The 25,334-nt window shown below is 69.2% G+C and carries 26 protein-coding genes; 16 read left to right on the forward strand and 10 right to left on the reverse strand.

Annotated elements, in window-relative coordinates:
• Nucleotides 1-80: 80 nt before the first annotated feature.
• The 5 genes from JGR78_RS11515 to JGR78_RS11535 all read left to right on the forward strand — a co-directional run bounded on the left by JGR78_RS11515 (nt 81) and on the right by JGR78_RS11535 (nt 3,393).
• Nucleotides 81-578, forward strand: a complete 498-nt coding sequence (locus tag JGR78_RS11515) for a DUF2478 domain-containing protein (RefSeq protein ID WP_182792100.1) — start codon at nt 81-83, stop codon at nt 576-578.
• On the forward strand, nt 575-805 hold the full coding sequence (locus tag JGR78_RS11520; RefSeq protein WP_182792099.1) for a sulfurtransferase TusA family protein: 231 nt from the start codon (nt 575-577) through the stop codon (nt 803-805). Before JGR78_RS11515 ends, JGR78_RS11520 begins: the two co-directional genes overlap by 4 nt.
• A gap of 64 nt (nt 806-869) precedes the next feature.
• Nucleotides 870-1,796 carry an AEC family transporter gene (locus JGR78_RS11525; protein WP_182792098.1) on the forward strand — a complete coding sequence of 309 codons (927 nt, stop codon included), beginning with the start codon at nt 870-872 and terminating at the stop codon, nt 1,794-1,796.
• A 5-nt stretch (nt 1,797-1,801) separates the two neighbouring features.
• Complete coding sequence (locus JGR78_RS11530) at nt 1,802-2,599, forward strand: crotonase/enoyl-CoA hydratase family protein (protein ID WP_182803775.1); 798 nt, start codon at nt 1,802-1,804, stop codon at nt 2,597-2,599.
• Nucleotides 2,596-3,393 carry an alpha/beta hydrolase gene (locus tag JGR78_RS11535; RefSeq protein ID WP_182792096.1) on the forward strand — a complete coding sequence of 266 codons (798 nt, stop codon included), beginning with the start codon at nt 2,596-2,598 and terminating at the stop codon, nt 3,391-3,393. Before JGR78_RS11530 ends, JGR78_RS11535 begins: the two co-directional genes overlap by 4 nt.
• A 50-nt stretch (nt 3,394-3,443) precedes the next feature.
• On the opposite strand, the gene JGR78_RS18185 is transcribed toward JGR78_RS11535, so the two are convergent.
• On the reverse strand, nt 3,444-4,658 hold the full coding sequence (locus JGR78_RS18185; protein ID WP_234450730.1) for a BON domain-containing protein: 1,215 nt from the start codon (nt 4,656-4,658) through the stop codon (nt 3,444-3,446).
• A gap of 144 nt (nt 4,659-4,802) precedes the next feature.
• Entirely contained in the window at nt 4,803-6,128 is a 1,326-nt protein-coding gene (locus JGR78_RS11545) for a 4-aminobutyrate--2-oxoglutarate transaminase (protein ID WP_182792095.1), read from the reverse strand.
• Nucleotides 6,129-6,270: 142 nt separating this feature from the next.
• Here JGR78_RS11545 and JGR78_RS11550 point away from each other — a divergent pair, with 142 nt between their 5' ends.
• A complete protein-coding gene (locus JGR78_RS11550) occupies nt 6,271-6,996 on the forward strand; it encodes a rhomboid family intramembrane serine protease (RefSeq protein ID WP_182792094.1) in 726 nt (241 codons plus the stop codon).
• Here the strand turns inward: JGR78_RS11550 and mnmD are convergent.
• Nucleotides 6,993-7,643, reverse strand: a complete 651-nt coding sequence (gene mnmD, locus JGR78_RS11555; protein WP_182792093.1) for a tRNA (5-methylaminomethyl-2-thiouridine)(34)-methyltransferase MnmD — start codon at nt 7,641-7,643, stop codon at nt 6,993-6,995. The two genes, JGR78_RS11550 and mnmD, sit on opposite strands and share 4 nt — an antisense overlap.
• A 43-nt stretch (nt 7,644-7,686) precedes the next feature.
• On the opposite strand from mnmD, the gene JGR78_RS11560 reads away from it, so the two are divergent.
• Entirely contained in the window at nt 7,687-8,727 is a 1,041-nt protein-coding gene (locus JGR78_RS11560; protein WP_182803778.1) for an FAD-binding oxidoreductase, read from the forward strand.
• 369 nt (nt 8,728-9,096) lie between these two features.
• Here JGR78_RS11560 and JGR78_RS11565 read toward each other — a convergent pair whose 3' ends face one another.
• From JGR78_RS11565 to JGR78_RS11580, 4 genes are all read right to left on the reverse strand, one after another.
• Nucleotides 9,097-9,423, reverse strand: a complete 327-nt coding sequence (locus JGR78_RS11565; protein WP_182792091.1) for a DUF1992 domain-containing protein — start codon at nt 9,421-9,423, stop codon at nt 9,097-9,099.
• Nucleotides 9,420-12,479: a valine--tRNA ligase gene (locus JGR78_RS11570; RefSeq protein ID WP_182803780.1), complete on the reverse strand. Its 3,060-nt coding sequence runs from the start codon at nt 12,477-12,479 to the stop codon at nt 9,420-9,422. The genes JGR78_RS11565 and JGR78_RS11570 overlap by 4 nt, the downstream gene beginning before the upstream one ends.
• 70 nt (nt 12,480-12,549) lie before the next feature.
• Nucleotides 12,550-13,353 carry a VOC family protein gene (locus tag JGR78_RS11575; protein WP_182792089.1) on the reverse strand — a complete coding sequence of 268 codons (804 nt, stop codon included), beginning with the start codon at nt 13,351-13,353 and terminating at the stop codon, nt 12,550-12,552.
• A gap of 76 nt (nt 13,354-13,429) precedes the next feature.
• Nucleotides 13,430-14,161, reverse strand: coding sequence for a DUF1428 domain-containing protein (locus tag JGR78_RS11580; RefSeq protein WP_182792088.1), 732 nt, complete (start codon nt 14,159-14,161; stop codon nt 13,430-13,432).
• A 105-nt stretch (nt 14,162-14,266) separates the two neighbouring features.
• Between JGR78_RS11580 and JGR78_RS11585 the strand changes: the two genes are divergently transcribed.
• Together JGR78_RS11585 and JGR78_RS11590 are read left to right on the forward strand one after the other, a co-directional pair.
• The gene (locus JGR78_RS11585; RefSeq protein ID WP_234450731.1) at nt 14,267-14,932 is read left to right on the forward strand and encodes a helix-turn-helix domain-containing protein; all 666 of its coding nucleotides are present in this window, start codon (nt 14,267-14,269) and stop codon (nt 14,930-14,932) included.
• The gene (locus JGR78_RS11590) at nt 14,929-15,402 is read left to right on the forward strand and encodes a VOC family protein (protein WP_182803782.1); all 474 of its coding nucleotides are present in this window, start codon (nt 14,929-14,931) and stop codon (nt 15,400-15,402) included. Before JGR78_RS11585 ends, JGR78_RS11590 begins: the two co-directional genes overlap by 4 nt.
• A gap of 3 nt (nt 15,403-15,405) precedes the next feature.
• On the opposite strand, the gene JGR78_RS11595 is transcribed toward JGR78_RS11590, so the two are convergent.
• Nucleotides 15,406-15,837 (reverse strand): Lrp/AsnC family transcriptional regulator, encoded by a 432-nt coding sequence (locus JGR78_RS11595; RefSeq protein WP_182803784.1) that lies wholly within the window; start codon nt 15,835-15,837, stop codon nt 15,406-15,408.
• Between the two features lie 144 nt (nt 15,838-15,981).
• Here JGR78_RS11595 and JGR78_RS11600 point away from each other — a divergent pair, with 144 nt between their 5' ends.
• Nucleotides 15,982-17,139 (forward strand): type III PLP-dependent enzyme, encoded by a 1,158-nt coding sequence (locus JGR78_RS11600; protein ID WP_182803786.1) that lies wholly within the window; start codon nt 15,982-15,984, stop codon nt 17,137-17,139.
• A 164-nt stretch (nt 17,140-17,303) separates the two neighbouring features.
• Here JGR78_RS11600 and metF read toward each other — a convergent pair whose 3' ends face one another.
• Nucleotides 17,304-18,161 carry a methylenetetrahydrofolate reductase [NAD(P)H] gene (gene metF / locus JGR78_RS11605; protein WP_182803789.1) on the reverse strand — a complete coding sequence of 286 codons (858 nt, stop codon included), beginning with the start codon at nt 18,159-18,161 and terminating at the stop codon, nt 17,304-17,306.
• Nucleotides 18,162-18,242: 81 nt separating this feature from the next.
• Between metF and JGR78_RS11610 the strand changes: the two genes are divergently transcribed.
• From JGR78_RS11610 to JGR78_RS11625, 4 genes are all read left to right on the forward strand, one after another.
• Nucleotides 18,243-19,139 (forward strand): LysR family transcriptional regulator, encoded by an 897-nt coding sequence (locus JGR78_RS11610; RefSeq protein ID WP_182803890.1) that lies wholly within the window; start codon nt 18,243-18,245, stop codon nt 19,137-19,139.
• A 63-nt stretch (nt 19,140-19,202) separates the two neighbouring features.
• Nucleotides 19,203-19,664 (forward strand): DUF4126 domain-containing protein, encoded by a 462-nt coding sequence (locus JGR78_RS11615; RefSeq protein WP_182803791.1) that lies wholly within the window; start codon nt 19,203-19,205, stop codon nt 19,662-19,664.
• Between the two features lie 67 nt (nt 19,665-19,731).
• Nucleotides 19,732-20,523 (forward strand): inositol monophosphatase family protein, encoded by a 792-nt coding sequence (locus tag JGR78_RS11620; protein WP_182792081.1) that lies wholly within the window; start codon nt 19,732-19,734, stop codon nt 20,521-20,523.
• 125 nt (nt 20,524-20,648) lie between these two features.
• Complete coding sequence (locus JGR78_RS11625; protein ID WP_182803793.1) at nt 20,649-21,626, forward strand: DMT family transporter; 978 nt, start codon at nt 20,649-20,651, stop codon at nt 21,624-21,626.
• Here JGR78_RS11625 and JGR78_RS11630 read toward each other — a convergent pair.
• Nucleotides 21,574-23,940 carry a lytic transglycosylase domain-containing protein gene (locus tag JGR78_RS11630; RefSeq protein ID WP_200559308.1) on the reverse strand — a complete coding sequence of 789 codons (2,367 nt, stop codon included), beginning with the start codon at nt 23,938-23,940 and terminating at the stop codon, nt 21,574-21,576. The two genes, JGR78_RS11625 and JGR78_RS11630, sit on opposite strands and share 53 nt — an antisense overlap.
• 115 nt (nt 23,941-24,055) lie before the next feature.
• Here JGR78_RS11630 and dapA point away from each other — a divergent pair, with 115 nt between their 5' ends.
• Both dapA and JGR78_RS11640 read left to right on the forward strand, forming a co-directional pair.
• Nucleotides 24,056-24,931, forward strand: coding sequence for a 4-hydroxy-tetrahydrodipicolinate synthase (gene dapA, locus JGR78_RS11635; RefSeq protein WP_182803795.1), 876 nt, complete (start codon nt 24,056-24,058; stop codon nt 24,929-24,931).
• A 10-nt stretch (nt 24,932-24,941) separates the two neighbouring features.
• Nucleotides 24,942-25,271, forward strand: coding sequence for a multidrug efflux SMR transporter (locus tag JGR78_RS11640; RefSeq protein ID WP_182803797.1), 330 nt, complete (start codon nt 24,942-24,944; stop codon nt 25,269-25,271).
• The last annotated feature ends 63 nt before the right edge of the window (nt 25,272-25,334 follow it).

Consider the following 25,334-nt stretch of genomic DNA (forward strand, 5'->3'; position numbering starts at 1 on the left):
GTCTGCGCTGCGCGTCGGAGGGCCGCAAGCAGGCACGCAGCGGCTTGCCGGGGCAGGCCGCTCATCTTAGGATCGCGGCCATGCTGGGATATGTGATCCACGACGAGGACGACGGCAACGCCCGGATGGCCGCGCTGGCCTGCAGGCTTGCGGCGCAAGGGCTGCGGCTGGCGGGCGCCGTGCAGGCCAACCTTGACCGCGGCGGCGACTGCGCCTGCGACATGGAACTGACGGTGCTGGGCACAGACGCCCCGCCCATCCGCATCTCGCAATCGCTGGGCGCGGGCGCGCAGGGCTGCCGGCTGGATACGGATGCGCTGGAACGGGCGGCGGCGCTGGCGGCCCGGGGGCTGGAAGGCGCCGACCTCGCGCTGGTCAACAAGTTCGGCAAGCAGGAGGCCGCGGGTCGGGGCTTCCGCGACTTCATCGCCGACGCGCTGGCAAACGGCACCCCCGTCCTGGTCGCCGTCGCGCCCGAGCTTGTCCCCGCCTTCATCGATTTCGCCGGAGATTATGCCCGGCCGCTGACCTGGGCCGGGGCCGAAGGCTGGTGTCGCAGCCACCGCGCCGCCGCATGACCGCGGACGCGGAAATCGACGCGCGGCATCTTCTCTGCCCCCTGCCGGTGCTGAAGCTGCGCCGGACGCTCTCTTCCCTGCCCGCCGGGGCGACGGTGGCACTGGTGGCGACCGACCCGGCGGCGGTGCTGGACGTGCCGCATTTCTGCGCCGAGGGCGGGCATGAACTGGTCGCCTCAAACCCCCTGCCCGACGGCGCCCGCCGCTACCTCGTGCGGCGCGGCTGATCTTGCGTCCCGCGCACGGGGATGCTTCTGTCGCGCCCCGAAGGCGGTCGAGGGAGGAACGCCCGTGCTGGCGATCTTTCTCAAGACGCTGCCGTTCTTTGCACTGATCGGGACCGGCTGGCTGGCCGGGCGGCTGCGGCTGTTCTCGGCCGAGGCGACGGCGGCGCTGACGAAATTCGTCTTCTATTTCGCGCTGTCGGCGATGCTGTTCGGCTTTGCCGCCTCGCTGAACATCCGCGAACTGTTCGACCTGCGTTTCGCGCTGGCCTATGTGGCAGGTTCTGCCGTGGTCTGGCTGCTGGTCGCAGCCATCGCCCGTAGCCGTGGCTCGCCCGCCCCCGAGGCAGCGATGCTGGCCCATACGGCGATCACGGGGAACACGGGCTTTCTGGGCGTGCCGATGCTGGTCGTGCTGCTGGGGCCGGCGGCGGTCGGGCCGGTGCTGATGGTGCTGGCGCTGGATCTGGCGGTCTTCGCCATGCTGGTCACGCTGATCGTCGCGGCGGTCCGCCACGGCCGCATCGGGTTCGGCACCTTCCTGCCGGTCCTGAAGGGCATCATCCGCAACCCGATGATCGGCTCGATGGCGGCGGGGCTGCTGTGGTCCGCCCTGCGCCTGCCATGGCCCGCGCCCGCGGCCGAGTTCATGACGCTTCTGGGCGGGGCCGCGACCCCCGGCGCGCTGTTCGCCATCGGCGCTTCGCTGGCGCACCGTCCGGCCGAACGGCTGGGGCCGGCCGCGTGGCTCAGCGGGGCCAAGCTGATCCTGCACCCGGCCGCCGTGGCGCTTGCGGCCTTCGTGCTGGCGGTCGAACCCACGGCCGCCGGGGTGATGATCGCCGCCGCCGCCCTGCCGGTCGCGGGCACCGTCCATATCCTCGCGCACCACTTCGCGCTGGCCGAGCAGCGCGTCTCGGCCACGATCCTCGTGTCCACGGCGGGCTGCATCCTGACCCTGCCCTATGTCATCCACCTGATTACGAAAGGCTGAACCTCATGCGGACCCTCCCTGACCTGCCCTTGGAAAACCTCCGCCTGAACGTGGACGAAGATGGCATCGCCACGGTGACGCTGAACCGCCTCGCCAAGCGCAACGCGCTGGACGCGGCCACGGTCGAGGAACTGGTGGACGTCTTCACCGCCCTGCCCCGCGCGGGCGTGCGCGCCTGCGTGCTGCGGGGCGAAGGCACGCACTTCAGCGCAGGGCTGGATCTGGTGGAACATTACCACGCGAACCGCAGCGCGTCCGACTTCATGCATGTCTGCCTGCGCTGGCACGAGGCCTTCAACAAGATGGAATACGGCGGCGTCCCCATCATCGCCGCCCTGAAGGGCGCGGTCGTGGGCGGGGGGCTGGAGCTTGCCTCGGCCGCCCATATCCGGGTCGCGGACCAGTCCACCTATTTTGGCCTGCCGGAAGGCCAGCGCGGGTTGTTCACCGGCGGGGGCGCGACGATCCGGGTGGCGGACCTGATCGGCAAGGCGCGGATGATCGACATGATGCTGTCGGGCCGCCTGTATCGCGGGCAGGAGGCGGTGGACGTGGGCCTTGCCCAGTATCTGGTCGATGATGCCGAGGCCAAGGCCTACGAGATCGCTCGCGCCGCGGCCCAGAACCCGCCGCTTTCCAACTTCGCCATCTGCTCGGCCATCAGCCACATGCAGAACATGAGCGCGCTGGACGCGGCCTATGCCGAGTCGGTCGTGGCCGGCATGGTGAACACGCAGGAGGCCGCCAAGGCCCGGCTGGAAGCTTTCGCCAAGGGGACGGCGGCCAAGGTGAAGCCCGCATGATCGTGGATGGCATCGCCGACTGGGACGACGCTTATGCCAATATCGCCCATATCCCCGGCGGTGCGGAGATCCCGGACCGATGGCTGCGCGACGCCGCCGCCTTTCGGGCCATGCACCCACCCGAGGCGGGCGAAGCTGGCGAATTTTACCGCCCCGAGGGGCCACCCAAGGGGCTGATGGTCTTTGTCCACGGCGGCTACTGGGTGAAGTTCGGGCCGGGGTGGTTCTCTCACTTCTCGCAAGGCGCTCTGGCGCGGGGCTGGGCGGTGGTGCTACCCGGCTATCCGCTTGCGCCGGCGGGCACACTGGCCGAAATGCGGGACGCGGTGGCGGCGCAGGTGGCCATGGCGGCCGAGCGGATAAAGGGACCGATCGCGCTAGCCGGCCATTCCGCAGGGGGTCATCTGGCCGCGCGGCTGATCTGCAGGGACAGCCCGCTTCCGGCGCCGGTGCTGGCCCGCATCCGGCGCTGCCTGACGATCTCGGGCCTCTTCGACCTGCGGCCGCTGCAGTTCACCGCCATGCAGGGCGACCTCGGGCTGACGGACGAGGTCGCGCATAGCGAAAGCCCGCTGTTCCACCTGCCCGCCCGCGATCTCGACCTGCATGTCTGGGTCGGCGCGGACGAGCGGCCAGTCTTTGTCCAGCAGTCGCGCCTGATCCACGCGGCATGGGCGGGTATCCCGAACCGGACCGAGCTGATGGTCGAGGCCGGGCGGCACCACCTGGATGTCATCGACGGGCTGACCGACCCTGCGCATCCGTTGACCGAGGCGCTTCTGGGCGGCCTCTAGACGCGGAAACGGGCGGCCCGTCGGCCGCCCGCCTCTTTCATCCGCTCCGCTCAACTGCGGCTGGACGAACCCGAACCCGTCGAGGAACCGCTGGACGAGCCCAAGGACGAGCCGGACGAGCCGCTGCCGCTGGAACCGCTGGACGAACCGCTACCCGACCCGACCGAGCCGCTCATCGTGCCCGACGAGCCGCCGGACTCGCCGGAGCCGAAGCCCCCGGTCGTCCCGCTGCTGCCGCCCGAGGACCCGCCTGACCCGCTCATCGACCCCGAGGACGAGCCCTTGACGCGCAGGTTGTTCTGGACGTGGTTCACGCCCATGACCCGCTCGGCGATGTCCTCTGCCAGGCGCTTGGCCTGGCGGTTCTCCACTTGGCCGCTCAGCGTGACCTCGCCGCCCTTGACCTCGACCTCGATGTCAGAGGCGTCGATCATGTGGTCGTCGGACAGGCGGTCGGACACGTCCTCGCGCACCCGGTCATCGGACCGCGAATAGCCCTTGGGGCCTCGCCCGCGATGGGAACCCGTCTCTCCGCTGCCGCCCTGGGCGCCGCGGAACGAGCCGTCCTCGCCCCATGTGTCCACGCCCCGGCCGAAGCCGCCGCCGGCCGCGCCCATGCCCGCGCCCATTCCGGCACCGCGCCGCGCGCCCATACCGCCGCCGTAGCCCGAGCCGTAGTCGCCCGAGTAGCCGGACCCGTAGTCGCCCGAATAGCCGGAGCCATAGCCACCCGAGCCACCCGAGTAGCCAGCGGACCCGAAGTCCGAGCCGCGCCACTGCCCGCCGCGCTGGGCGCCGCGGTCCGCTTCGTCGCTCCAGTCGCGGTCCTGACCGCCACCGCCATAGCCGCCGCTGCGGCCGTAGTCGCCGCCATAGCCGCGCGACGAGCCGCCGCTGAGATTGCGGCCGGCATAGTCATAGCTGGTGGACATGCCACGGCCGGACTGGCCGTAATCACCCTGTCCACCGTAGCCTCGGCCGCCGTAGCCACCCCCGCCGTAGCCACCGCGGCCCTGTTCTGTGCCGCCGTAACCGCCGCGGCCCGAGTCGCCGCCGCCATAGCCGCTGCCGTAGTCACCGCCGCGATAGCCCCGGCCACTGTCATGACGGCCATATTCCGAAGGCCCCGCCCAGTCACGGTCGCTGATCATGCCGGGATGGTCGGGGTCGCCATAGCGGCGGCTGGCCCGCAACTCGTCGTCCCGGTCATTGCGCCCCGCCTCGCGGCGCCGGTTGTCACGGTCGTAGCGATTGTCGTCCTGCATTGGGAACATCCTCCTTTTGCACAGCCGCTGTGGCAGCGGCGACACAAGGACAATGTTTTTCGATGCCGCTTGGTTTACAGGCAGATCACCGCAGGTCTGCCTGTTCCGCGGGCAGGCGGCACTGCCGGGACCGTGCGCCGCGCCTCAGGCCTCCTGCTTTCCCGGTGCCAGTTGCCCATCTTTTTCCAAGGCCCCGCGGGAGGATACGCGCGCCGCCCTGATTGAATCCTCGATGATGTCCAGCGCCTCGTCAAAGACCGGATCGGGCACGGTAAGCGGCGGCAGGAAACGAATCACATTGCCGTGAACGCCGCAGGTCAGAAGGATCAGGCCGCGCCTCAGCGCCTCTTCTCGCACGCGGTTGGTGAACTCGGGCGAGGGCCTGTCGCTGTTTGCGACGTTGAACTCGACCGCGTTCATCAGGCCGGGGCCGCGGATGTCCACGATCTCGGGCACATCGTCGCGCAAGGACGCGAGGCGCTGCTTGAGCCGCTGGCCCAGCCGCTCGGCCCGCTCGGCCAGCCCCTCCTCCTCGATCACGTCCAGCACCGCATGGGCGGCGGCCACGCCCAGCGGGTTGCCGGCATAGGTGCCGCCAAGCCCGCCGGGGTTCGGCGCGTCCATGACCTCGGCACGGCCAGTGACAGCGGAAATCGGCAGTCCACCGCCCAGACCCTTGGCCATGCAGGTGATGTCGGCCGCGACCCCGTGCAGCTCCATTGCGAACAACCGCCCTGTGCGGGCAAAGCCGGTCTGCACCTCGTCGGCGATCAGCAGCATCCCGTGGTCGTCGCAAAGCTGGCGCAGCTTCTGCATGAAGCCCGAAGGGACGGGGTAGAAGCCGCCCTCGCCCTGCACGGGTTCGACGATGATCGCGGCCACGCGGGCGGGATCGACGTCGGCCTTGAACAGCTTGTCCACGGCGGCAAGCGCATCCGCCTGGGTGACTCCGTGCAACTCGTTCGGAAAGGGCAGGTGCCAGACGTCGGGCATCATCGCCCCGAAGCCCGCCTTGTAGGGCTGGACCTTGCCGGTCAGCGTCATCCCCATGAAGGTGCGGCCGTGGAAGGCCCCGGTGAAGGCCACGACGGCGCTGCGGCCGGTGGCGAAGCGGGCGATCTTGATCGCGTTTTCCACCGCCTCGGCGCCGGTAGTGGCGAAGATGGTCTTCTTCTCGAAATCGCCGGGGACCAGCGCGTTCAGCCGCTCGGCCAGCGAAACGTAGTTCTCATAGGGCACGACCTGGTGGCAGGTGTGGGTGAAGCGGTCCAATTGGTCCTTCACTGCCTGCACCACCTTCGGGTGCCGGTGGCCCGTGTTCACCACCGCGATGCCTGCGGCGAAGTCGATATAGCGGTTGCCGTCCTTGTCCCAGATCTCGGCGTTCTCGGCCCGCTCGGCATAGATCTGCGTGGTCATCCCCACCCCGCGCGAGATCGCGGCGTTCCTGCGGTCGGTCATCGTGGTCATCGGCGCGTTCCCCGGCGTGCATCGGCGCCATCGGCGCCCGTCGGCCTTATCTGTAGCCTGTGAACCGATCCGCACAATGGGGTGTTTGGGTGGCACGGTCGGGCACCGCACCCCACCATCCCTGCAGCCGAAAGGGCCGGCCATGTTCCCGATCCGCGACCACAACCCGTCCGAGCGCACGCCCGTTGTCACCTATGCGCTGATCGTGCTGAACGTGGCGATGTTCCTGCTGACCATGCCCTGGGCCGGCGGCATGGTCTGGCTGTGGGAACGGCTGGCGCTTTACCCCGTCGCGGTGGTGCATGGGGAACTGCTGTGGGGCTGGGTCACCCACATGTTCCTGCACGCGGGCCTGCTGCACCTTGGCGGCAACATGCTGTTCCTGTGGATTTTCGGGGACAACCTTGAGGATCAGATGGGGCATCTTGGCTTTCTGGTCTTTTACCTCGGCTGCGGGCTGGCGGCGGCCGCGGCGCAGGTCTGGGCCGAGCCGATGCTGGGCGTGCCGATGGTCGGCGCCTCGGGCGCGATCGCCGGGGTGATGGGGGGCTACCTGCTGATGTTCCCGCGCGCCAAGGTGGATGTGGTGGCGATCATCATCATTCTCATCAAGATGTTCACCATCCCGGCCTGGGTGATGCTGGCGGTCTGGTTCGCGGTCCAGCTTTTCTCGGGCTACGCGATGATCGGGGGCGATGCGGGTGTGGCCTACTGGGCCCATGCGGGGGGCTTCGTCGCCGGGATCGTGCTGGCCCTGCCCCTGTTCCTGCGGCGCGGAGGCCCCGCCTTCTGGCGGATCACCCACGGCCAGCCGCCCCATCCGCCGGTCGAATACGCCCCCAGCCGCATCCCGCAGGTGCGCCGCTAGGGCCTGACGCCCCGGCTCATGTGCCGCTTGCCGGCAAAGCCGGGCGCGCGCTCGACGGCGAAGCCCGCCGCCGCCAGCGCCCGGCGGACATGGCCCGCGGCGGTATAGGTGGCGAAGCTGCCGCCGGGCGCGGTGTGGCGGCCGACCTCGGCCAGCAGCGCCTCGGACCACAACTCCGGGTTCTTCGCGGGCGCAAAGCCGTCCAGGAACCAGGCGTCGGCCATGCCCTGCCATGCGGGAAGCGTCTCACGCGCATCGCCAGTGATGATCCCGGCGGTGACATGGCCGACGCGGAAGCTGGGCGCGCCCCAGCCTGCCCGCAACTCGGCCGAAAGCCGGGCCAGTCCGGGAAAGGCGGCATGGGCGCGGGCGAGTTCGTCCACCGTCATCGGAAAGGCCTCGAAGCTGGAAAAGCGCACAGGCACGGTTGCGGCCTCGGCCAGCGCGAGCAGGTTCAGCCCGGTGCCGAAACCCGTTTCCGCGACGTGAAAGCCGGGCCGCAGGCGCAGGGGCAGGTCGTTGCCCGCCAGAAACACATGGCGCGTCTCCTCCAGCCCCCCGGCCAAGCTGAAATACGGGTCGTCGAAGCGCCGCGACACCGGGATCGCGCCGCGCCAGTCCAGCCCGCTCTGGTCGTCATCGGTCATCGGCGCTAACTCCCTTCGCGGCTCATGCGGAAAGGGCGATGCGATGGCAAGCAGGGTGACGGTGATCGGCGCCGGGATCTTCGGCCTCGCATGCGCCTGGGAGTGCATGCGCCGAGGCGCGCAAGTGCGGGTGATTGAGGCCGAGCGTGTCGGCGCAGGCTCCAGCGGCGGCACGGTGGGGGCGCTGGCCCCGCATGCGCCCGAGAACTGGAACGCCAAGAAGCAGATGCAGCTTGACGCGCTGCTCGCGGCCGAAGGCTGGTGGGCCGGGATCGCGCAAGCGGGTGGCGTCGATCCCGGCTATGCGCGGACTGGCCGCATCCAGCCGGTCGGTCCCGCCACGCCGGACCGCCTCCGCGCCCGCATCGCGGCGGCGGCCGAAGTCTGGCCCGCGCCCTTCCGCATGGCGCTGACCGAGACGCCAGAAGGACTGCTGCTGCCCGTCAGCGACAGCGGGCTTTATCTCACCGACACCCTTTCCGCGCGCCTGTCGCCTCGCCGCGCCTGTGCGGCGCTGGCCGCGGCGATCCGAGCCAAGGACGGCGAGATCGAGGAAGGCGCCGGGCAGCAATCGCCGGACAGGGTGGAAAGCCCCGCCATCTGGGCCGCCGGAGCTGCCGGGCTTGCCGCCCTTTCCATCGATCTCGGGCGCAGCATGGGCAATGGCGTCAAGGGACAGTCCGCGCTGCTGGCCCATGCCGCCCCGGACGCGCCGCAGGTCTTTGCCGAAGGCCTGCACATCGTCCCCCATGCGGATGGCACGGTCGCCATCGGCTCGACATCGGAACGCGACTTCATCGACGCCACGGAGACGGACACCCAACTCGACCCCCTGATCGAGCGCGCCCGCACCCTCTGCCCCGCGCTGGCCGATGCTCCCATCATCGACCGCTGGGCCGGAATCCGCCCCCGCGCCGCCAGCCGCGCTCCGCTGCTGGGCCCATGGCCCGGCCGCCCCGGCCATTTCGTGGCAAACGGAGGCTTCAAGATCGGCTTCGCCATGGCCCCTGTCATCGCCGCCTTGATGGCCGATCTGGTCCTCGAAGCCACCGATCGCATCCCCGCCGATTTCCGCCTGAAATGACAATGCGGACCATGTAGCCGAACGGCTTGAACGACGCAGGATGGTTTGTTGCGCGCACCATCTTGAGTGACACTGCTTTATAGCAGTGCGTGCAGATCGCTCACCCTGCATTCCCGAAAAATCCTGATATCCCTTTCGCCAGCGCCAAACCCGGACGCAGAGGCAGAGGCAGAGGCAGGATGCGTGATCTTCACGCACCATCCACACTGATGGCGCATCACAAGGATGCGTACGTGGGACACCCCTCCAATAAGGCTTGGGAATGATACGGGCAGCCTTTGCGCGCACCATCTGCCGCTGCAGCATACCACCCACGGCTTCTTTCTGGCCCAAGTACCCATCTTGGGGCGCGGCCGCACCTCAAGTGCCTCAGCCCGACGCGAAGCGCCTGCGCTGGTCGGCAGCCATGCCGCGCTTCAGTTCCAGCAGGGCGATCTGCTTCTGCAGGCGGGTGCGCTCGGCCTCGTCCTCGATCTGGTCCAGGACCGCACGCTTGGCCTCGATGTCCTTAGCCATCTGCAACTCGGGTGGCAGGAAGCCCGCGTCGGACATCATGCGGTACATGACATCCTCCGAGGTTTCCCGCAGGCGGTCGCGGTCAATCGGCTTGCCTTCGCCGCGCAAGCCGCTCAACTGCCCCCTCGCCGCGGCCTCGTCGATGCGCCGCAGGGCGATGCGTTCAAACCAATGCGTCAAAAACTCCTCAACTGCTCCAGCGCGGCGCGGGTGCGGGCGATGTCCTCGTCCAGATCGGCCAGCTTGCCGCGCGTGTCCTCGATGACCTCGGGGTCGGCGTTCTGCGCGAACCTGGGGTTCGACAGCCGCCCCCGCAAGCCTGCCGCGTCCTTCTCGACCTTGGCCAATGCCTTCTCCAGCCGCGCCGTCTCGGCGCCCGCGTCGATCACGTCCCCGATGGGCAGCGCGAAGGACGCGCCCGGCGCCGCCACCGCGATCATCCCGCGCCCCGCCGCGCCATCAACGGGCGGGTTCACCCGCGCCAGCCGCTCGACCAGCGGCGCGTTGGCGGCCAGCGCCGCGCGGGCGGCCGGATCGGCCTCGGTCACGATCAGGTCCAGCTTCGCCCCTGCCGGCACCCCCATCTGGGCGCGGGCAGACCGGATACCCTCGACCAGCCCGATGACCCAATTCATCTGCCGGTCCGCCACCGGGTCGATCAGTTCCGTCCCATAGGTCGGCCAGTCCCCGTGCACCAGCATGGTCGAACGGTTGCCGGTCAGCGCCCAGATTTCCTCGGTCACGAAGGGCATGATCGGATGCAGCATGGTGATCGCCTGCTCGATCACCCAACGCATCGTGGCGCGGGTTTCATCCGCATGTTCGCCGTCGAGCAGGGGCTTGGCGAACTCCACATACCAGTCGCAGACCTTCCCCCAGACAAAGGCGTAAAGCCCCTGCGCCGCGTCGTTGAAGCGATAGCCCGCCAGCGCCTCGTCCAGAGCCAGCCGCGCCCGTGCCGTCTCGCCCATGATCCAGCGGTTCACCGTATGCTGCGGCGCGGGCTGGTCCGAGGGGGCCGAGAACACGCCGTTCATCTCGGCAAACCGCGTGGCGTTCCAGATCTTGGTGACGAAGTTGCGGTTCGCCTCGACGTGCTTCGGCCCCAGCTTGGGGTCGCGGCCCATCGCGGCCATGCTGGTCAGGGTGAAGCGCAGGGCGTCCGCCCCGAACTGGTCGATCAGGTCCAGCGGGTCGATGACATTGCCCTTGGACTTGGACATCTTCGCGCCCTTCTCGTCCCGGACGAGGCCGTGGACATAGACGGTGCGGAAGGGGACTTCTCCGACGACCGCAAGCTGCATTATCATCATCCGGGCCACCCAGAAGAAGATGATGTCGAAGCCGGTGATCAGCGTGTCGGTCGGGAAATAGCGGCGCAGTTCCTCGGTGTCCTCGGGCCAGCCCAGCGTCCCGATGGGCCAGAGGCCGGAGGAGAACCAGGTGTCCAGCACGTCCGGATCGCGCCAGACGGGATAGACGATGCGGGTCGGATCGCCCGTGGTCTGGTATTCCGCCAGTCCCATGGCAAAGGCGTCCACTGCGGCCTCGCGGTCCTCGACCTCGATCACCGAACCCGTGGCGATGGGCGCAGGCTGGGCGGCAAGCTCGTCGAAGAACTTCGCCCGCACCTCGTCGAAGCTGGCGGCGCAATGCTGGATCTCGCCCGGCCGCACCAGCCGGTCCTCGTTCAGCAGGCGCAGCATCTCGACCGGGTCAAGCTGGTCGTCGCCCTGGTCGTCGCGGAAATCGGGCGCTTCCAGATCGAGGCCATACCACACCGGGATCTGGTGGCCCCACCACAGTTGGCGGCTGATCGTCCACGGCTCGATGTTCTCCAGCCAGTGGAAATACACCTTCTCATGCTGCTCGGGCAGGATGCGGGTGCGGCCCGTGCGCACCGCGTCGATGGCGGGCTGGACGATCTTCGCTGTGTCCACGAACCACTGGTCGGTCAGCATCGGCTCGACCACCACGCCCGAGCGGTCGCCGAAAGGCTGCATGATCTTCCGGCGCTCGACCCACGGGCTGCCCTCGGCGTCGGTGACGGCCAGACCCTCGGCGTTGATCGCCTCGACCACCCGCTCGCGCGCCTCGTAGCGGTCGAGGCCGCGCAGGTCCTCGGGGACAAGGTTGACCGCCGACACGTCGCCCACGTCCTCGCCCCGCGCGGCGGCGGTGGCGATGGCGGCGGACTCGGCATAGGACAGCCCGTCCTCGCGCATCCGCGCCTGCCCGTCCATCAGGGCGTAAAGCGGGATGCCGTTCCGCTGCGCCACGCCATAGTCGTTGAAATCATGCGCCCCGGTGATCTTGACCGCGCCCGAGCCGAAATCCGGGTCGGGGTAGTCGTCGGTGATGATGGGGATCAGGCGGCGATGCTCCTTCGGCCCGACCGGGATCTCGCACAGCTTGCCGACGATGGGGGCATAGCGCGCATCCCCCGGATGGACCGCCACCGCGCCGTCGCCCAGCATGGTTTCCGGCCGGGTCGTGGCAATCGAGATGTAGTCCCGCGTCTCGCGCAGGGTCACGTTGCCGTCGGCGTCGCGTTCCACGTATTCATAGGTCTCGCCGCCGGCCAGCGGATACTTGAAGTGCCACATCTGGCCATCGACCTCGCGGTTCTCGACCTCGAGGTCCGAGATCGCGGTCTCGAAGCGCGGGTCCCAGTTCACCAGCCGCTTGCCGCGATAGATCAGGCCCTTGTCATGCATGTCCACGAAGACGCGGATCACGGCGTCGTGGAAGTTGCCGCCCTCGCCCTCGGGCGCGCCCGGAGCGCCCGACATGGTGAAGGCATTGCGCGACCAGTCGAGGCTTGCCCCCAGCCGCTGCAACTGGCCGGTGATGGTGCCGCCGGATTCGCGCTTCCAGGCCCAGACCTTGCGCAGGAACTCCTCGCGCCCGATCTCGCGGCGGCCGGGCTCCTGCGCTTCGGCCATCTGGCGCTCGACCACCATCTGGGTGGCGATGCCCGCGTGGTCCTGCCCCGGCTGCCACAGCGTGTCGAAGCCGCGCATCCGGTGCCAGCGGACGAGGATGTCCTGCAGCGTGTTGTTCAGCGCGTGGCCGATGTGCAGGCTGCCGGTGACATTCGGCGGCGGGATCACGACCGAGAAGCCGGGCGCCCCCGGTTTCGCGTTCGCGCCGGCGGCGAAGGCCTGCCGCTTGTCCCACTCAGCCGCGATGCGGGCCTCAACGGTGGCGGCGTCGAAGATCTTGTCCATGCTCATCGGTCGGGTCCCCTTGCTTGGATCGGACTTACCGAAGCAAGGGGAAGGGGCCAAGGGGCAAGCGGATGCGTCAGCCCGTATGTTCCCTTGGCCCGACCAAGGCAAACCATGCGCCCTGCGGATCGCTGCAGACCGCGATGAAGGCCCCGCCCGGCACCTCGACCGGGCCATGGACAACCGCGCCGCCCGCAGCCTTGACGCGGCTGATCGCGCCCACGATGCCGTTCGCGCCGAAATAGGGCAGCCAGACAGGGGCGGAGGCATCGCCCAAGCCCATCATCCCGCCGATATCCGTCCCCTTGTGGCGGAACAGCTGGTAGGTGCCCATCGGCCCCATGTTCATCGTCTCGCCCTTGGTCCAGCCGAACAGCTCCGCGTAGAAGGCAAAGCCCGCCTCGGGGTCCGAGGACATGAGTTCATGCCAGTTCCCATGCCCCTCCTTCCGCTGGTCGAAGGCGCCCTCGCCGCGCTCGGCCTTGGCAGCGTCAGCTTCACTCATGCCCGTCATGTCGGGTTCGAGGATGCCGAAGACCGCGCCCTGCGGATCGGCGGCGATGGCGAAACGGCCGGTGCCGGGGATATAGGCCGGGCCGCGCATCACCCGGCCACCTGCGCGGGCGATGTCCTCGGCCGTCCGGTCGCAGTCATCGACGGCGAAATAGATCAGCCAGTTGGGCGGCGGCGCGCCCTCCTGCCCCTGCAGCGACATCATCCCGGCGACCATATCGCCGCCCGACTGCGCCAGCAGATAGGTGAAGTCCTTCATGCCGGCGTCCGTGATCTCCCATCCCAGAAGCCCGGCATAGAAGGCGCGGGCCGCCTCGACGTCGCCTGTCCCCAGCTCGTACCAGCAGGGGTTGCCCTGATAGGTCATGCCTCTCTCCCGACTGTGCTGCCGCGCGGCCGTGGCGCTGCAGAAGGCCCCGCGCCACGGTCCTGCATCGCGTCCCTCAGGCCCGGTCGCTGTCGAACAGCGTCTCGAACCCGGCCCAGATCATGCGCTTGCCGTCAAAGGGCATGTCGGGCATCGGCTGGCCCTCCATCGCGGCCTCCATCTTGCGCCCCGCCTCCTCGCAGGTGGCGCGGTCGGGCCAGCCGGCCCATGACATGACGATCACCTCGCCCTCCTGCGCGTCGACCGCCCGATACATGTCGGTCAGCTTGCCGCGCGGCACGTCGTCGCCCCAGCTTTCGAAATTGCCGAGGCAGCCGAAGGGCCTGAACATCTCCTCCCATGCCGAATGGGCGAGCTTCTCGAAGGCGTCGCGGTTGCCTTGCGGCACGGGCGTCAGGAAGCCCTGATAATAGCCGCCGCCCCGGTCGCTGCCATCGGCCACGAAGGACTGGAACCCGCCGAAGATCATCCGCTTGCCGTCATAAGGCGTCTCGCCCATCGTCTGACGCATTTCCTCGGGGTTCTGCATGATGTCGGCCCAGGCGGCGTCCGAGGTTGCGCGGTCGGGCCATTCGACCCAGCCGAAGCTTACGGCCTCCCCATCCTGCGCATCCACGGCCCGCAGGAAGTCGGTCTGCTTGCCGGGTTGGATGTCCTCGGCCCAGGTCTCGACCATGCGGACCGCGCCCCGCCGCTGCATCAGCGGCCAGGCGCGGCGATTGATCTGCAGGTAGGCGTCCTTGCTGGTCTTCGGCACGGGAGTAACCGATCCGGTGTAGTAAGGCATCTCGCTGTCCTTTCCGGTGGAATGTCGTCCGATGCGACTTAGGCTGCCAGATCGGTTGCAAAAAGCAACTGAAATGTTGTAAGGTGCCAGCAGGAGGCACCCGCATTGGCAGAAATCCGCAAGACCTATGGCGAGGGCTGCATTGCCGCCCATGCGCTGGACCTGATCGGCGACCGCTGGGCGCTGCTGGTGGTGCGCGAGTTGATGCTGGGCCCCAAGCGCTTCGGCGCGATCCGCGCCGGGCTGCCGGGGGTGGCCAGCAACATCCTGACCCGCCGGCTGGAAGACCTGGAACGCGCGGGCATCCTGCGCCGCCGCAGCCTGCCCGCGCCCGCCAGCGCGCCCGCCTATGAACTGACCGAAAGCGGCCTTGGCCTGCGCCCGGTGCTGCGCGAACTCTGCCGCTGGGGCGCGGCGATGCCGGGCCACGATCCCCGGCTGCCGATCAGCCCGACCGCGCTGATGCTGTCGATGGAGGCGATGATCCGACCCGCCGGACGCTTCACCGCCGGCTTCGAGATGGAGGGCGAGGCCTTCGCCCTGACCGCCGACGCGCAAGGCCTGCACATCCGCCGCACCGACGCAGCGGCCGGAGAGATGAGTTTCACCGGCCATCCCAACGACATGGCCGCGACGATCTACGGCCCCGTTCCGCTGGCGGATGTCGCCGCAAGCGGGCAGGTCCGTTTCACCGGCGACCTTTCGCGCGGGCAGGGTTTCGTGGACCTGTTCCGCCTGCGTCGCCCCATTCCCGCAGGAGAAGACGCATGACCCGCCTTATCCCCCATCTGTGGTACAATTCCGAGGCCGAGGAAGCCGCCCGCTTCTATGCCTCGGTGATCCCTGACAGCCGGATCGACCACGTCACGACGATGCCCATCGAAACCCCGTCAGGCCCGCCCGGCAGCGTCACCATTGTCGAGTTCACGCTGGCAGGACAGCCGATGGTCGGCTTCACCGGCGGACCGATGGACACGTTCAACCATGCAATCTCACTGATGGTCGAATGCGACACGCAAGGAGAGATCGACCGCATCTGGGACGCGCTTCTGGACGGCGGCGCCCCTGAACAATGCGGCTGGCTGCGCGACCGCTGGGGCGTGGCGTGGCAGATCGCCCCAAAGCGGCTGGCCGAGATGATGCGAAGCAACGACCGAGCCGCCGCGGCGCGTACCGCGCAGGCGATGATGGGGATGGTCAAGCTGGACCTCGCCGAACTGGAACGCGCCTTCGCGGGCTGAGCGTCATATTGCCCGGTCAAACTTGGTGGACAGGTGGACAAGGCTTTCCGACGACCGCACCCCCGTCAGATTGCCGATGCGGTCCAGCACCTCGTCCAGTTCCACCGTCGATGCGCAGCCGAGCTGCAGCAGAAGATCGACCCGCCCGCTGGTGGAATGCACCTTCTCGACCGCCGGCAACGCCTTGAGCCGGCCAAGGATCGCGGCCTGCGCCCTCGGCTCGATCGTCAGAAGGCAGGTCGCGCGGATGCGGGTGACGCGGGCGGCCTCGCCTAGCCGCAGCGTGTAGCCCGCGATGGCGCCCGTGGTTTCCAGCCGTTCCAGCCGGGCCTGCACCGTTGACCGGGCGAGCTTCAGCCGCCGCGCCAGCACCGCCACCGACATCCGCGCATCCTGCCCCAGATGCGCGATGATCGCGCGGTCGGTGTCGTCCATGGTCCCTCTTGTCGATTTGACGGCCTTGCCGGTCACATTAACCGGCCCCGCGCGACGATCCATCCTTTTCATCGCCCCGAATGCGTCCCATAGGGCGCTTTCCGCGTTGATCGGCGGACCCCCCGGACATGGAAAGGATTGCGCATGGGACTGACCGAAGGCCACCTGGCCAAGACCATGTGGGAGAACCCGGCCGAGATCGTCCGCAGCCTCAAGCCCGAGAACCCGGTGATGGTCTTCGCCCCCACCGTCCTGCAGGACCGCGCCCGCGCCTTCCTGGCGGGCTTTCCCGGCTTCGTCACCTATGCCGTCAAGTCGAACCCCGACGAGGCGGTGATCCAGAATCTCGTGCAGGCGGGGATCAAGGGCTTCGACGTGGCCTCGCCCTTCGAGATCGACCTGATCGGCCGCCTCGCCCCCATGGCCGTGCGGCATTACCACAACCCGGTGCGAAGCCGCGCCGAGATCGCCCATGCGGTGGCCGCCGGCATCAAGGCCTGGTCGGTGGACAGCCAGACCGAACTGGACAAGCTGTTCGAGCAGGTGCCCACGGACGCCTGCGAGATTTCGCCCCGCTTCAAGCTGCCGGTGCTGGGCGCGGCCTATGATTTCGGGTCCAAGTTCGGCGCCAGCCCCGAGCTTGCGGCAGACCTGCTGCGTGCGGTCCATGAGAAAGGCTACACCGCCTCGCTGACCTTCCACCCCGGCACGCAATGCACCGACCCGCACGCATGGGAACAGTATATCCGCACCGCCGCCGAGATCGCCGAGATGGCGGGCGTCCGGCCCAAGCGCCTGAACGTCGGCGGCGGCTTCCCGTCCTGGCGCGTCCACGGGGTGGAACCCGACCTGTCCGCGATCTTCGACCTGATCGGCCGCACCACGGCGGAAGCCTTCGGCGCGGACGCCCCCGAACTGGTGTGCGAGCCGGGACGCGGCATCTGCGCCGACGCCTTCGCCATCATCACCCGCGTCAAGGCGGTCCGCGACGGGACGAACGTGTTCCTGAACGACGGCGTCTATGGCGGCATGAACGAGCTGCCGGTGATCGGCAACCTCGACCGGCTGGAGGTGCTGACGCCCGAGGGCCGCTTGCGCGGGGAAAACAGCCACGGCCGCGTCGTCTTCGGCCCGACCTGCGATTCGGTGGACCGCCTGCCGGGCGAGATCTCGCTGCCCGACAACATCGAGGAGGGCGATTACGTCGTCTTCCACGGCGCGGGCGCCTATTCGGTCGTGACGAACACCCGCTTCAACGGCTTTGGCGAGATGCGGCAACTGACGGTGATGGGCTTCGACTGAGCCTTCGGGCGCCATCCGGCAAGGGTGGCGCTTTCGGTGGGGTGGAACCCCGCCCTACGGGGCAATCGGGGAGGCGTTCGTTCGGGATGACGGTGGGGTGAACCTCACCCTGCGCCATGTCCCGGCAGGGTGGGGTTCCATCCCACCACCAGCCGGCCACGTCCTCACGCCACCTTGGCTTGTTGCGGCGCGATCCCCAAGCCAGCGCAGACGGCCAGCGTCATCTGCGGCCGGTTGACCGTGTAGAAATGCAGCCGGTCCACGCCGCCCTCGATCAGCCGGCGGCAGAGATTCACCGCCATGTCCACGGCTAGCCGCCGCTCGCCTTCCGCACCCGCCTTGGCAAAGGCCTCGTCGGCCCAGGCCGGAACGCTCGCCCCGCAACGGGCGGCAAATTTCTTCGCACCCGACCAGTTCTGGATCGGCAGGATGCCGGGGATGATCGGGGCAGTGACGCCCTCCGCCGCGCAGGCGTCGCGGAAGCGGAAATAGACATCCGCGTCGAAGAAGAACTGGGTGATCGCGCTGGATGCGCCCGCGTCCACCTTGCGTTTCAGCCACTCCACGTCGGCGCTGGTGTCGGGGCTTTCCGGGTGCGGCTCGGGATAGGCACCGCAGCGGATGGAGAAGCCGCCCCGCGCCGCGATGGCCTCGATCAGTTCCACTGAATCGGCGAAGCCCTCGGGATGGGGCGCGAAGCGGTCTGCCCCCTGCGGCGGGTCGCCCCGCAGCGCCACGATCTCGCGCACGCCGGCAGCCGCATAGTCGTCCACGATCGCCATCGTTTCGGCGCGCGAGGCATCCACGCAGGTCAGGTGCGCCGCGACGTTCAGCCCGTAGTTCGAGGCCAGCGCCGTCACCGCCTCATGCGTCAACTGCCGGGTCGTGCCGCCCGCGCCATAGGTCACGGACACGAACTCCGGTCCCAGCGGCGCCAGCGCATTCGCCGTTTCCCACAGCTTGAAGGACTGGTCGAGGTTGCGGGGCGGGAAGAACTCGAAGCTGACAGAGGGGGTGGTCATCGCGGGTATCCTTTCACCCTTCTTGTGCCACGGCGCCTTCCGTGAGACAAATTCATCTTCCACAACTTCGACATGAATTCCATGCATCTTGAACTGCGCCATCTGCGGACGATCCGCGCCATCCACGACCAAGGCGGCCTTGCCCGTGCGGCCGAGGTGCTGAACATCACCCAATCGGCGCTGTCCCATCAGGTCCGCGCGCTGGAGGATCAGGCCGGCACGTCGCTGTTCCTGCGCCAGACCAAGCCCATGCGCCTGTCCCCCGCCGGGCTGCGGCTGCTGGCCGTGGCGCGTCAGGTCCTGCCACTGGTCGAGGCGGCAGAATCCGAGATGCGCGGCGTGACGCAGGGCAAGCTGGGACGGCTGCACATCGCCATGGAATGCCACGCCTGCTTCAACTGGCTGCTGCCGGCGCTGGACGCCTTCCGCCACGACTGGCCGGGGGTGGACATCGACGTGCGCGCGGGGCTGGCCTTCACCGCCCTGCCCGCCCTGGTGCGGGGCGATGCGGACATGGTGATTTCCTCGGACCCCGAGGACCTGCCCGGCATCGTGTTCGAGCCGCTGTTCGACTACAACCCCCTGCTGGTCGTGCCCGCCCGCCATCCGCTGGCCGGCCGCGATTTTGCCGAGCCGGCCGACCTTTCGGCTGAAACGCTCATCACCTATCCGATGGACCGCGCCCGGCTGGATGTGTTCTCGCATTTCCTCGACCCCGCCGGGGTGCAGCCCGGCGCTGTGCGGGAAATCGAGCTGACCGACGTGATCCTGCTGCTGGTCGCCTCGGGGCGCGGCGTGTCGGTGCTGCCCGACTGGGTGCTGGAACGCGAGGCCGGCAACCCGGAACTGGTGACGCTGCCGCTGGGCCGCCGCGGGGTGGTGCGCCGCCTTTACGCGGCGGTGCGCGAAGCCGACCGCGACCTGGCCTTCATGGGCGACATGATCCGCCTGGCGCGCGAAGGGCGAAACGCCGGCTGACGCGAGGGACCCCGGCGGCCCTTCGGGACGTTCCTTCGGGAAGACCATGCAAGGGGAAACACAATGCTCGCCTCGTTCCTCATGGGCCTCGTCGGGGGTCAGCGATCCATGACGCCGCTGGCGGCGGTGGCAGTGGCCGCCGCGCGCGGGGACCTGCCGCGGGACTGCGCGGCGCCGGACATCCTGCGCGAACCGGCGGTCGCGGCGGGCGCCGTCGCGCTGGCGCTGGCGGAACTGGCGGGCGACAAGATGAAAAGCGCGCCCGACCGGATCGTGCCGCCGGGACTTGCCGCCCGCTTCATCGTGGCGGGCTTTGCCGCCGGTGCGCTGGCGCCGCGCGGGCGATTTCTGGAAGGGGCCGCGCTGGGCGGGATCACGGCGGTCGCGGCCTCCTACCCCGGCTGGCGGGCGCGGATGGCCGCTATGGAAGATCACGGCCAGACCCCCACCGGACTGGTCGAGGACGCGCTGGTCGTGACCGCCGCCGCCGCCATCGTCGCCGCGATGCGCCCCAGGCGCCGCTGATCCGCCCGCCTTCACTTCCGGCGGGGATCGGCCTAAAGGGGCCTGCCCCGTCCCGAAGGATTTCCCCATGCCCAGCGCCAACCTCAACCTGATGATCAAGGCCGCGCGCAAGGCGGGCCGCAGCCTGGTCAAGGACTTCCGAGAGGTCGAGAACCTGCAGGTCTCGTCGAAAGGCCCCGGCGACTTCGTCAGCCGCGCCGACCGCGAGGCGGAACGGATCATCAAGGAGGACCTGCGCACCGCCCGCCCGAACTATGGCTGGGTCGGCGAGGAAACCGGCGCCGAGGCAGGCGAAGATCCCACCCGCCGCTGGATCGTCGATCCGCTGGACGGCACCACCAACTTCCTGCACGGATTGCCGCACTGGGCGGTCAGCATCGGGCTGGAACACAAGGGCGAGATCGTCGCGGCCGTCGTCTTCGATCCCGCCAAGGACGAGTTGTTCACCGCCGAAAAGGGCGACGGGGCCTTCGTCAACGACAAGCGCCTGCGGGTGTCGGGACGGCGCGACATGAACAGCGCGATCTTTGCGACCGGCGTGCCCTTCGGGGCCAAGACGACGCTTCCGGCGACGCTGAAGGATCTGGCGCGGCTGATGCCGGTCTGCGCGGGCGTGCGGCGCTGGGGCTCGGCGGCGCTGGATCTCGCCTATGTCGCGGCGGGGCGCTATGACGGCTACTGGGAACGCGGCATCCAGCCCTGGGACATCGCGGCGGGCATCCTGCTGGTGCGCGAGGCCGGCGGCTTCGTCGAACCCCTGCGCGATCACGCCGGCCTCATCGCCGATTCCAGCACCATCGTCTGCGCCAACCCGCAACTGTTCGAGACCTTCTCGGGGATCGTCCGCAGCCGAGACTGAGGCGCGAAAACCGTCGCCATCCTGCACCCCGCGCGGCCTTTCCCGTCGTCCGAGAATGGCCCGGCTTGACACTTGCCGCCCCAAGGGCGAGCGCCGGGGTATCTCGCCTGTCGCGGTGCCCCCTCATGCCTTCCCCTGATTCGCCGGTCGCTGCGCCGGTGCCGCTTTCCCCTGCCCCCCTTCATGCCGCGCCGGAAATCCCGCCGCAGCCCGTCCGCCCGGACGACCGGCAGGGCCTCGCGATCCTGCTGGTCTGCGTCACCAGCCTGATCTTCGCGATCCAGGACGGACTGGCCCGCCACCTCAGCGCCACCTATTCGCCGATCTTCGTGACCATGGTGCGCTACTGGTTCTTTGCGGTCTTCGTGCTGGCGATGGCCGCCCGCGGCCCCGGCGGGCTGCGCGCCGCATCCCGCAGCCATTACCCCGTGCTGCAGATCACCCGCGGGCTGCTGCTGGTCTTCGAGATCGTCATCATGGTCGCGGCCTTCGTCAAGCTGGGCCTGATCGAGACCCACGCCGTCTTCACCGCCTACCCGCTGCTTGTCGTGGCCCTGTCCGGCCCGGTGCTGGGGGAACGCATCGGCTGGCGGCGCTGGGCCGCGGTCGGCGCGGGATTCGTCGGCATCCTCATCATCCTGCAGCCGGGGCTGAGGGTCTTTTCGCCCTGGGCGATCCTGCCCGTGGTCGCGGCGCTGATGTTCGCGGTCTATGGCCTTCTGACGCGGATGGTATCGGCGAAGGACAGCGCCGAGGTCAGCTTCTTCTGGACCGGCATCGCGGGCGTCGCCGGCATCACCCTTGTCGGCGTCTGGTATATCGAGCCCATCGCCCGCGCCGACTGGCCCTGGATGGCGGGCCTGTGCATCTGCGGCATGACCAGCCACTACCTGCTGATCCGCGCCTATTCGCTGGCCGAGGCCTCCAGCCTGCAGCCCTTTTCCTACACGCAGCTTGTCTGGGTCAGCCTGATCGGCGTCCTGCTGCTGGGGGAGGAGGTCCGGCCGAACGTGATCCTCGGGATGCTGATCATCGTCGGCGCGGGGCTGTTCACCTGGTGGCGGTCGCTGCAGAAGGCGCGGGCAGAGACTGCGCCTCGCTGATGATCTCGACCACGGGGACAGGCAGGATCGCCTCCTCGGCCACGGCTTCCGGCGCGGGGGCAGCCTCGGCGGGCAGGTCCTCGGCCTCGCGCAGCGCGGAAAAATCCTCGGGCCGCCGTTGCGGCGCGGGCGGGATCTTCGGCGGATCGAGGCTTTCGGCCACGCGCGCGATCTGGGCCTGCGGCAGGGGCGGGTCCTGCCCTTCGCCCGCGTCGATGCCCGGCACGGCGGTCTCGGGCAGCGCCACCGGCCCACCCGCCATCGCCAGCCGCACCGCATGGCCCGCCGCCTCGCCCACCCAGGCAGGCGGCGCAGGCGGGCGTGCCGATGCCGCAAGCACCAGCGGCCCCTCGGCCCGCCAGGGCTTGGACACCCCACCGCTCAGGTCCCAGCCCGGCACTAAGGGCAACGGATGGCCTGCGATGCGGGCGCGGTAGATCGGCAGCGCCTCGGCCACGCGCATGACGTAGTTGCGCGTCTCGTCAAAGGGGATCATCTCGACCCAGTCCACCGGATCGGCACCCTCGTCCCGCAGGTCGCCGAAATCCCGCAGCCAGCGCGCGGACCGCCCCGGCCCGGCATTGTAGCCCGCCGCCACCAGCGCGATGGAATTGCCGAAGCGGCCCCGCAGCCCGTCGAGGTAAGCCGCCCCCAGCCGGGCGTTGTAGCCCGCGTCCCGCGTCAGCCGGGGCAGATCGTAGGGTTCTCCGATGACGCCCGCCATCTGCCGGGCGGTGTCGGGCATCACCTGCATCAGCCCCCGGGCGCCGACATGGGACTGGACGGTGTGGTTGAACTCGCTTTCCTGCCGGGCGATGGCCATGACCAGCTCGGGCGGCAGGCCGAAGCTGCCCTCTTCCAGCCCCGTCAGCGGATAATGCAGCGCCGGATAGACGCCGCCCTTCGCGGCGGCCGCCTTGGACAGCCGCAGGGCGTCCCAGGGGCGGCGCAGTTCCAGCATCACCCGGCCCATGCGGGCGATGTCCTCGTGGTCGGCGCCGGTCGCCAGATGCAGGAAGAACCGCTGCGCCTGCGCGGGCTCTCCGGCCGCGATCAGCCACAGCCCTGCCTGGAACAACCGGTTCCCCATCAGCGCCGAGTTCCGCCAGTCCGGCAGCGTGTCGGTCGCCACGCCGGTCACGGCCAGCGCAGGCTGCATCGGCATGCCGATCTTCTCGGCGGCCAACTGGCCGTAATAGGCGGTCTGATGCGCGGCGGCCTTCTCGTAAGCCGCGCGGGCCGCGTCGGGGTCGCCTGAAGCCTCGGCGGCGCGGGCCTGCCAGTAATGGGTGCGCGCCACGGTGATCGCGCTGTAATCCGCCGCCGGAAGCCGGGCGAAATGCACAGCCGCCCGGTCGGCCGCGCCCGCGCGCAGGGCCGCATATCCCGCGATCCAGTCCAGATCGACGGCGCCGCTGTCGCCTGCGGGCAGGAAATGCCCCGCAGCGAAGCGTTCCGCCAGCGCCCAGTCGCCCTTGCGCAGCGCCTCGCGGGCATAATCCCGGCGCAGGCTGGCCCAGGCAGCCGGATCGCCCAGCGCCTCGGCCGAGGTCGAACGTTCCAGCATCAACTGCCGCGCCAGTTCCCCCTGCTTGCTCGCCACCCGCCAGCGGAAGCGGTCGAGCGCCAGCCCCGCGTCATTCCGCAGGTCTTCGGGCAATGCGAGAATCAGCGGGTCCACCCCCGTCCGCCGCGCCTGCACGGCGATGCGGGCGCGGGCGAGGTCGGCCTTGGGTCCGGTGACGTAAAGCAGCATCCGCTCGGCCACCGCCCATTCGCCGGCATCCAGCAGCACCTTCAGCCGGGCCGCGTGATGCGGGGCGACGGCGGCGCCATGGACGGCGAGAAAGGCGGTTTCCTCGGCGGCATCCAGCGCGGCGCTGCTGATCCAGAAGCGGGCGGCGGCCTCGGCGCGCTTGGCTTCGGGATGGGCGGCAATCCAGGCACTCGCGCCCCCGAGGCTTTCAGGCAGGCGCTCGCCGAACCAGCCCAGCACCTCGGCGGCAGGCAGATCGGGGCGGATCATGGCCTCGCCGCGGCGGAATAGCAGTTCCATCCCCGGCCAGTCGGGGTTGCGGGCGGCGAAGTCGCGGTATTCGCCCCATGTCCCCTGCCCCGCCCGCAGGCGTTGCCACAGGACAAGGTCCACCGACATCTGCCCGGACTGCCGCGCCGCCGCATCAGCAGTAGGCCAGTCCCTTGCTGCGGCCGCCGCCAGCGCGCGGGTCATCGCGCCCCTGTCCTCGGCCCGCGCGGGCAGGGCCAGGGCGGCCGCCAGCGCCAGCGCCGCGAGTCTGAATGTCGTCCCTGTCATGGCCGCCAATCTGCGGGCAGCGGGGCGCCGGGGCAACTCACATCCGCGGCAGGCGCGCTTGGCAACCCGCGCGCCCGGTTGTATGCCCGCGCGAAACAATCGTCAGGATCGAGTCATGTTCCAAGGGTCCCTGCCCGCTCTCGTCACCCCCTTGACCGGCGAAGGCAAGATCGACTGGCCCGCGCTGGAACGGCTGGTCGAATGGCAGATCGAACAGGGCAGCCACGGCCTTGTGCCCGTCGGCACCACGGGCGAAAGCCCGACGCTGAGCCATGACGAGCACCGCGAGGTGGTGGAGGCCGTCGTCCGCCTTGCCGCCGGCCGGGTGCCGGTGATCGCGGGCGCGGGGTCGAACAACACCCATGAGGCGATCGAGCTTGCCCAGCACGCCTGCGAGGTCGGTGCCGACGGGCTGCTGATCGTGACGCCCTATTACAACAAGCCCACGCAAGCGGGCCTGATCGCGCATTTCACCGCCGTCCATGACGCGACCGACCGGCCGATCATCATCTACAACATTCCTGGCCGTTCCGTCGTGGACATGACACCGGAAACAATGGGCGAACTGGCGAAGCTGCCGCGCATCATCGGCGTCAAGGACGCGACTGGCCGGCTCGAACGGGTGTCCTGCCAGCGGATCACCTGCGGCCCGGACTTCCTGCAAATCTCGGGCGAGGACGCGACGGCGCATGGCTTCAACGCGCAGGGCGGCCGGGGCTGCATTTCGGTCTCGGCCAATGTTGCGCCCGCGCTTTGCGCCCGGATGCAGGCGGCCTGCCTTGCCGGGGACTATGCCGAGGCGCTGCGGCTGCAGGACCTGCTGATGCCGCTGCATATCGCGATCTTCATCGAACCAGGTCTGGTCGGCGCCAAATACGCCCTGTCGCGGCTGGGGATGTGCGGGGAAACCGTGCGCCTGCCACTGACGCCGCTGACCGCCCCCACCCGCGCCCGCATCGACGCCGCCATGGCCCATGCCGGGCTGATCTGAGGGCAGGGGCATGGCCTACGCCGTCCTGACCGTCGCCATCGTCTTCGAGGTGATCGGCACCTCGCTGCTGATGCTGTCGCAGCAGTTCACCCGGGTCTGGCCGACCGTGGGCATGGCCGTGGCCTATCTCGTGTCCTTCTACTTCCTGTCGCAGGCGCTGAAGTTCCTGCCCCTCGGCATCGCCTATGCGCTGTGGAGCGGGCTGGGAATCATCCTGACCCTGGGCGTCGGCATCTTCGTCTTCCGGCAGATCCCCGACCTGCCCGCCGTGGTGGGGGTGGCGCTGATCCTGGCGGGGGTGGTGGTCATCAACGGGTTTTCGCAGACGACCGGGCATTGAGCGGCTGCGTGTCCCACCCGGCGAAGCGCCTGATGGCGCGGCCGCATGGGTATTTGGGCCAGA

It is taken from the genome of Paracoccus sp. MC1862 (genome assembly GCF_016617715.1).
Taxonomy (GTDB): Bacteria; Pseudomonadota; Alphaproteobacteria; order Rhodobacterales; family Rhodobacteraceae; genus Paracoccus.

What these genes read in the sequence shown, in the direction of transcription:
- JGR78_RS11620 (WP_182792081.1), top strand. Translation starts at nt 19,732, where the DNA reads ATGCCCAGCGCCAACCTCAACCTGATGATCAAGGCCGCGCGCAAGGCG.
- JGR78_RS18185 (WP_234450730.1), bottom strand. Translation starts at nt 4,658, where the DNA reads ATGCAGGACGACAATCGCTACGACCGTGACAACCGGCGCCGCGAGGCG.
- JGR78_RS11520 (WP_182792099.1), top strand. Translation starts at nt 575, where the DNA reads ATGACCGCGGACGCGGAAATCGACGCGCGGCATCTTCTCTGCCCCCTG.
- mnmD (WP_182792093.1), bottom strand. Translation starts at nt 7,643, where the DNA reads ATGACCGATGACGACCAGAGCGGGCTGGACTGGCGCGGCGCGATCCCG.
- JGR78_RS11590 (WP_182803782.1), top strand. Translation starts at nt 14,929, where the DNA reads ATGACCCGCCTTATCCCCCATCTGTGGTACAATTCCGAGGCCGAGGAA.
- JGR78_RS11595 (WP_182803784.1), bottom strand. Translation starts at nt 15,837, where the DNA reads ATGGACGACACCGACCGCGCGATCATCGCGCATCTGGGGCAGGATGCG.
- JGR78_RS11550 (WP_182792094.1), top strand. Translation starts at nt 6,271, where the DNA reads ATGTTCCCGATCCGCGACCACAACCCGTCCGAGCGCACGCCCGTTGTC.
- JGR78_RS11575 (WP_182792089.1), bottom strand. Translation starts at nt 13,353, where the DNA reads ATGACCTATCAGGGCAACCCCTGCTGGTACGAGCTGGGGACAGGCGAC.
- JGR78_RS11530 (WP_182803775.1), top strand. Translation starts at nt 1,802, where the DNA reads ATGCGGACCCTCCCTGACCTGCCCTTGGAAAACCTCCGCCTGAACGTG.
- JGR78_RS11570 (WP_182803780.1), bottom strand. Translation starts at nt 12,479, where the DNA reads ATGAGCATGGACAAGATCTTCGACGCCGCCACCGTTGAGGCCCGCATC.
- JGR78_RS11625 (WP_182803793.1), top strand. Translation starts at nt 20,649, where the DNA reads ATGCCTTCCCCTGATTCGCCGGTCGCTGCGCCGGTGCCGCTTTCCCCT.
- metF (WP_182803789.1), bottom strand. Translation starts at nt 18,161, where the DNA reads ATGACCACCCCCTCTGTCAGCTTCGAGTTCTTCCCGCCCCGCAACCTC.
- JGR78_RS11615 (WP_182803791.1), top strand. Translation starts at nt 19,203, where the DNA reads ATGCTCGCCTCGTTCCTCATGGGCCTCGTCGGGGGTCAGCGATCCATG.
- JGR78_RS11535 (WP_182792096.1), top strand. Translation starts at nt 2,596, where the DNA reads ATGATCGTGGATGGCATCGCCGACTGGGACGACGCTTATGCCAATATC.
- JGR78_RS11560 (WP_182803778.1), top strand. Translation starts at nt 7,687, where the DNA reads ATGGCAAGCAGGGTGACGGTGATCGGCGCCGGGATCTTCGGCCTCGCA.
- JGR78_RS11630 (WP_200559308.1), bottom strand. Translation starts at nt 23,940, where the DNA reads ATGACAGGGACGACATTCAGACTCGCGGCGCTGGCGCTGGCGGCCGCC.
- JGR78_RS11600 (WP_182803786.1), top strand. Translation starts at nt 15,982, where the DNA reads ATGGGACTGACCGAAGGCCACCTGGCCAAGACCATGTGGGAGAACCCG.
- JGR78_RS11640 (WP_182803797.1), top strand. Translation starts at nt 24,942, where the DNA reads ATGGCCTACGCCGTCCTGACCGTCGCCATCGTCTTCGAGGTGATCGGC.
- JGR78_RS11610 (WP_182803890.1), top strand. Translation starts at nt 18,243, where the DNA reads ATGCATCTTGAACTGCGCCATCTGCGGACGATCCGCGCCATCCACGAC.
- dapA (WP_182803795.1), top strand. Translation starts at nt 24,056, where the DNA reads ATGTTCCAAGGGTCCCTGCCCGCTCTCGTCACCCCCTTGACCGGCGAA.
- JGR78_RS11580 (WP_182792088.1), bottom strand. Translation starts at nt 14,161, where the DNA reads ATGCCTTACTACACCGGATCGGTTACTCCCGTGCCGAAGACCAGCAAG.
- JGR78_RS11515 (WP_182792100.1), top strand. Translation starts at nt 81, where the DNA reads ATGCTGGGATATGTGATCCACGACGAGGACGACGGCAACGCCCGGATG.
- JGR78_RS11545 (WP_182792095.1), bottom strand. Translation starts at nt 6,128, where the DNA reads ATGACCACGATGACCGACCGCAGGAACGCCGCGATCTCGCGCGGGGTG.